We start from the raw sequence: 5,144 nt of genomic DNA, 5'->3' as shown, positions 1-5,144 counted from the left end.
GCAGGGCCTCCGCGACCAGGGCGGCCAGGCGTTCGCGTGCGGCCTCCCGGTTGCGCAGCTGCGCCCGATGCTCGGACGCCGCGATCGTCAGCACCCCGCCGACGAGCCGTCCCCGCAGACGCTCCAGGATCCGCTCGCGCTGCACCGGCGACAGGACCGCGGAACCCGCGGCGTCCCACACCAGCTCCACGCGCGAGTCAGCCGTGTTCACCCCCTGTCCCCCGGGGCCGGAGGAGCGCGAGAAGCGCCACGACAGCTCGGCGTCGGGGATCGTGAGACCGGCCGTGACGCGGAGTCCGGGTCGAGGGGCGGTGGGCATCCGTCCATCATGCGCCATATCGTGGACGCGGACGCGAACGCCTCAGGGAGTGGACGCGACGGCGGGAGTCGAACCCGCAACGCCTCCGGATATGAGCCGGGGCCCGGGACCGCCCGGATCGCCGCGATGGCACTGACGTTACCTGGCCGTGATGTTCCCCGCCAGGGTCGTTCCCTGGGATGACCCTATGAGTCCGCGGATGACGCGGGCGTGGGAGCGTCGAGCGCCCGCAGCAGCCGCTCGACCGCCTCGCGCAGCTCCGCACGGTGGGGCTCGGGGAAGCTCGTGGTGTACTCGACGCCCGCGGGGATCCAGAGCAGTCCGTACATCGCCTCCCGCCAGTCCGCGCCGCCGAAGGGCCAGCGCGTGCGGTCGGGTCCCTCCGCCGTGGCGCCCTGTCCCCACGGCCCGAACCGCTCCTGCATCTCCGCCAGCGGCAGCTCCATCACCGCGTCGGTCTCGATCTTCTGCGGCGACCACGACGCCGCGATCAGCACCCGCTCCTCGATCTCCTGCGCACTGAGCTCGCGCCGCGCGAACAGCACCCTGGTGTGCTCGACGGACGTGATGCGGTCGACGCGGAACGTGCGCCAGTCCTCGCGGTCGAGGTCCCAGCACAGGAGGAACCACTTGCGTCCGGCCGGGGCGAGGGCATGCGGCTCCACGCGCCGCACGCTCTCCTCCCCCTGCCCGTCGACGTAGCGCAGCCGCAGCCGCTCGTGGTCGCGCGTGGCGAGCGCGATCTCGCCGATGACCACGGGCGACACCACCGGTCCCGCGCCGATCCGCGGGGGCTGCACCGCCGCGGCGAGCGCGTTCACCCGCTGCCGCAGCGCCGAGGGCAGCACCTGCTCCAGCTTCGCGAGCGCGGTCAGCGTCACCTCCGCGCCACCGACGAGCTGCTGCGTGGCGGCGACCCGCAGGCCGATCGCCATCGTGACCGCCTCGTCGTCGGTCAGCAGCAGCGGCGGCACGGCGCTCCCCGCCTCCAGCCGGTAACCGCCGGCCGATCCCGGCGTGGACTCGACGCGATAGCCCAGCTCGCGCAGGCGGTCGACGTCGCGGCGGACGGTGCGCTCGGTGACGCCCAGTCGCGAGGCGAGCTCCGTGCCCGGCCAGTGCCGGTGCGTCTGCAGCAGGTTGAGCAGGGCGAGGGCGCGGGCGGTGGTGTCGGACATGACCTCAGATTGGCAGACGATGCGGACAGGATGTGTCCGCGTTGCTTTCTACGCTCTCTCCCATGAACGAAACCCTCATCGAGACCGAAGGCCTGACCAAGACCTTCACCGTCAAGAAGGCACCGGTGCACGCGGTCACCGACGTCTCCTTCAGCGCCGTGCGGGGTGAGCTCGTCGCATTCCTCGGCCCGAACGGCGCCGGCAAGTCGACGACCCTCCGCATGCTCACCACCCTGATCCCGCCCTCGGCCGGCAGCGCGCGCGTGGTCGGGCACGACATCCGCACCGACGCCGCGGGCGTCCGCGCGCGCATCGGCTACGTCGGTCAGCTCACCAGCGGCAGCTTCTCCCAGCGCGTGCGCGACGAACTGCTCAGCCAGGGCGCCTTCTACGGCCTGACGAAACGCGACAGCGTGCGGAGGGCGGACGAGCTCATCGACTCGCTCGACCTGTCGTCGTTCGCGGGCCGCACCGTGCAGCAGCTCAGCGGCGGGCAGAAGCGCCGGCTCGACATCGCCCTCGGGCTCATGCACGCGCCGCCCCTGCTGTTCCTGGACGAGCCCTCCACGGGACTCGACCCGCAGAGCCGCGCGAACCTGTGGGAGCACATCCTCGACCTGCGCACGCAGCACGGCACCACGGTCTTCCTCACCACGCACTACCTGGAGGAGGCCGACCGCTACGCCGAGCGGGTCATGGTGATGGACAAGGGCCGCATCATCGCGGACGACGACGCGGCCTCGCTCAAGGCCACCCTCGCGGGCGACGTGCTCACGTTCGGGTTCGCGGACGCCGCGGAGGCCGAGCGGGCGCGCACCGTGGTCGCCCGACGGAGCCCGGCCGAGGTCGTGCGGGACGACGCCTGCCTCTCCCTCGCGGTGCCCGACGGCGACCGGCTGCTGCCCGTAGTCGTGCGGGAGCTCGACGCCGCGGGCATCGTCGTGCAGCGCGCGACCGGAGTGCCGCCCACACTCGACGACGTGTTCCTCGCCCTCACCGGACGCACCCTGCGCGATGCGGGCGAGGGTGCAGGAGCCCCCGAGTCCACGGACGAGCCCACGCCCGCCTCCACCCCGACCACGACAGGAGTCCTCTCATGACCACCACCGACACGCTCGTGCGCCCGAACCTCGCACGCGACACCCGCCACGTGCTGACGCGGGAGCTCAAGCCCGTGGTGCGGGACCCGTTCACCCTGATCTTCAGCCTGCTGCAGCCCCTGGTGTTCCTCGGGCTGTTCGCCCCGCTGCTGATCGGCCAGTCCGGACAGCCCGCGGGCGAGACCCTGTCGTGGTTCGTGCCGGGCGTGCTGGTGATGATCGTGCTGTTCGGCACCGGCGCCACCGGGTCGAACCTCCAGTACGAGATGATGACCGGCTCGCACGAGCGCACCCTCGTCGCCCCGCTCGCCCGGTCGTCCCTCCTCGTCGGCCGCGCATTGAAGGAGATCGCGCCGATCGTGGTGCAGGCCCTCGTGATCGTCCTGATCGCATGGCCGTTCGGGTTCGCGGTCGACGTGCCGGGCCTGCTGATCGGCCTCGCGCTGCTCGCCGTGTTCGGGGTGGGCCTCGGCTCGCTCTCGTACTCGCTCGCGCTCGCGACCAAAGACCGGGAGTGGCTGTTCTGGGGCGTGCAGCAGTCGCTCATCTTCCCGCTGCTCATCCTGTCGGGGATGCTGCTGCCGCTCGACGCCGCGCCGGACTGGATGCGCGCGGTCGCGACGGTCAACCCGGTGAACTGGGTCGTGCAGGCGGAACGGGCGCTGTTCGCCGGAGACCTGGGCGACCTCACCGTGCTGTGGGGCTGGATCGCCGCACTCGCGGTGGCCACGGTCGGCCTCGTGGTGGGCGTGCGCGCCATCCGCCGCAGCAACTGACCCGCGCTCGACGCCCGCGGCGGCGGCCTCGCGTCTGCGGGGCCACCGCCGCGGGACATCGGGTCGCTAGCGCCGCCACCCGCCGCCGTCAAGCGCATCGACCGTGCTCCCTCGGCCTTCGTATCGTCGCCGCACGACCACGAGGAGCAGGAGGGCCGCATGTCCGAATCGCAGCACAACGACAAGACGCCGACCACGGGCCTGGAGTCCGGGGAGCCCCAGGCGCGCCTGGAAGCCGAGGCCCGACGCGCGATCGTGACCGGCGCGGACTCGGGCATCGGCCGCGCGACCGCGGTCGCCCTCGCCGCGGCCGGCATCGACGTGGGCATCACCTGGCACAGCGACGAGGCCGGCGCCCAGGAGACCGCGGAGGAGGTGCGCAGCCACGGCGCCAGGGCCGTGGTCGCCCGCCTCGACCTGGCGGACATCCCCGCGTGCGGCGACGCGGTCGACGGCCTGATCGCCGAGCTCGGCGGGGTGGACGTGTTCGTCAACAACGCCGGAGCGGGACTGCAGACCCCGTTCCTCGACGTGACCCTCGACGAGTGGAACCGCGTGGTCGACACCGACCTCACCGGCGCGTTCGTGTGCCTGCAACGGGCGGCGCGGGCCATGGTCGCGGCCGGACGCGGTGGCCGGCTGATCGCGGTCACCAGCGTGCACGAGCATCAGCCGATGGTCGGGGCGAGCGCGTACGACGCCGCGAAGCACGGGCTCGGCGGCCTCATGAAGAACCTGGCGCTCGAACTCGGTGCGCACGGCATCAGCGCGGTGAGCGTGGCCCCCGGCGAGATCGCCACACCCATGACCGGGCAGACCGACACCGACCCGCACACGGAGGACCGCCCCGGCATCCCGCTCGGACGACCAGGGGACGCGCGCGAGGTGGCCGCGCTGATCGCCTTCCTGGCCTCGCCCGAAGCCGCCTACATCTCCGGGGCCTCGGTCGTGATCGACGGCGGCATGCTGCAGATGGGCCCGCAGGCCGGCGCCGCGGTCGAGAGCCACGACTGGCGCCGCCTCTGACGCACCACGACCCGGACGGACGAGGCGGGGCTCAGCGACGCAGCGAGTCGGCGAACGGGTTCGGCTCGAGCGTGTAGTCCGTGGACGGGTCCGCCCACGTGGAGGCGCCCTCCGGACTGCGGCGAGCGCGGACGCCGGACAGCAGCCGCACCGCCGGGGCTCCGACCGCGAGCGCGAGCCGTCCGGAGATGCTGCGGTCCTCCCGACCGAGCACACTCGCCCGGTGCCAGGCCTCGTGCAGCGCACCCCCGCGCGCAGCGGGCACCCGGCGCGGAGGCAGCGCGCCCGCTCGGCGCAGCGCGACCAGCTCCTGCACCCGGTCCCACCAGTCCGACTCGGCGGCGGGGTGGAAGTAGTTGTCGCGCAGCCAGGCCGGGTGCGGGCGCCGGAAGCGGCCGGCGACGATCTCGCCCGCCCCGCCCAGCAGCCCGCTGCCGACGAAGACCGTGTTGAGCAGGCTCTTGCTCACCCCGAAGCGGTCGAGCGCGATGACCGGCACCCCGTGCGCCAGCGCCTCCACGGCGGCCGTCGAGCTCACGGTGACCAGCCCGGCCGCCGTCTCCAGAGCCGTGGCCATCGGAGCGTGCGAGAACACGAGGTTCCGCGGCCGCGCGGCCCCGAAGAGCCCGGTGTAGGGCTCGCGGTCGAGGTGGGTCTCCGCCTCGCCCTGTCGCGCACGCAGCTTCACCACCACGCGCCGGTCGGGGTCGGCCTCGGCGGCGCGCACCAGCAGGGCCGCGATGTC

6 protein-coding genes and 1 tRNA gene are annotated in these 5,144 nt (G+C 73.3%); 3 read left to right on the top strand and 4 right to left on the bottom strand.

Annotated elements, in window-relative coordinates; genetic code table 11:
• The 3 genes from arfB to DW309_RS12705 all read right to left on the bottom strand — a co-directional run.
• Positions 1-319, bottom strand: a 319-nt coding sequence (gene arfB, locus DW309_RS12710; RefSeq protein WP_136045589.1) for an alternative ribosome rescue aminoacyl-tRNA hydrolase ArfB, incomplete at its 3' end; no start/stop codon positions are given.
• 50 nt (positions 320-369) lie between these two features.
• A tRNA-Met gene (locus DW309_RS19655) sits at positions 370-445 on the bottom strand.
• A 59-nt stretch (positions 446-504) separates the two neighbouring features.
• Complete coding sequence (locus DW309_RS12705) at positions 505-1,497, bottom strand: helix-turn-helix transcriptional regulator (protein WP_136028666.1); 993 nt, start codon at positions 1,495-1,497, stop codon at positions 505-507.
• A 62-nt stretch (positions 1,498-1,559) separates the two neighbouring features.
• Between DW309_RS12705 and DW309_RS12700 the strand changes: the two genes are divergently transcribed.
• From DW309_RS12700 to DW309_RS12690, 3 genes are all read left to right on the top strand, one after another.
• Positions 1,560-2,597, top strand: a complete 1,038-nt coding sequence (locus tag DW309_RS12700; protein WP_136036198.1) for an ABC transporter ATP-binding protein — start codon at positions 1,560-1,562, stop codon at positions 2,595-2,597.
• On the top strand, positions 2,594-3,373 hold the full coding sequence (locus tag DW309_RS12695; protein WP_136028664.1) for an ABC transporter permease: 780 nt from the start codon (positions 2,594-2,596) through the stop codon (positions 3,371-3,373). Before DW309_RS12700 ends, DW309_RS12695 begins: the two co-directional genes overlap by 4 nt.
• Positions 3,374-3,532: 159 nt before the next feature.
• Entirely contained in the window at positions 3,533-4,399 is an 867-nt protein-coding gene (locus DW309_RS12690) for an SDR family oxidoreductase (protein ID WP_136045588.1), read from the top strand.
• 31 nt (positions 4,400-4,430) lie between these two features.
• On the opposite strand, the gene DW309_RS19650 is transcribed toward DW309_RS12690, so the two are convergent.
• Positions 4,431-5,144 (bottom strand): DUF6716 putative glycosyltransferase (locus tag DW309_RS19650; protein ID WP_342590376.1); only part of this gene is annotated, 714 nt, incomplete at its 5' end.

The organism is Microbacterium sp. K41, from assembly GCF_004794395.1.
In the GTDB taxonomy this organism is placed as follows: Bacteria; Actinomycetota; Actinomycetes; order Actinomycetales; family Microbacteriaceae; genus Microbacterium; species Microbacterium sufflavum.
The sequence above is the reverse complement of the archived record's forward strand: the minus strand, read 5'-3'. Positions and strand labels throughout refer to the sequence as shown.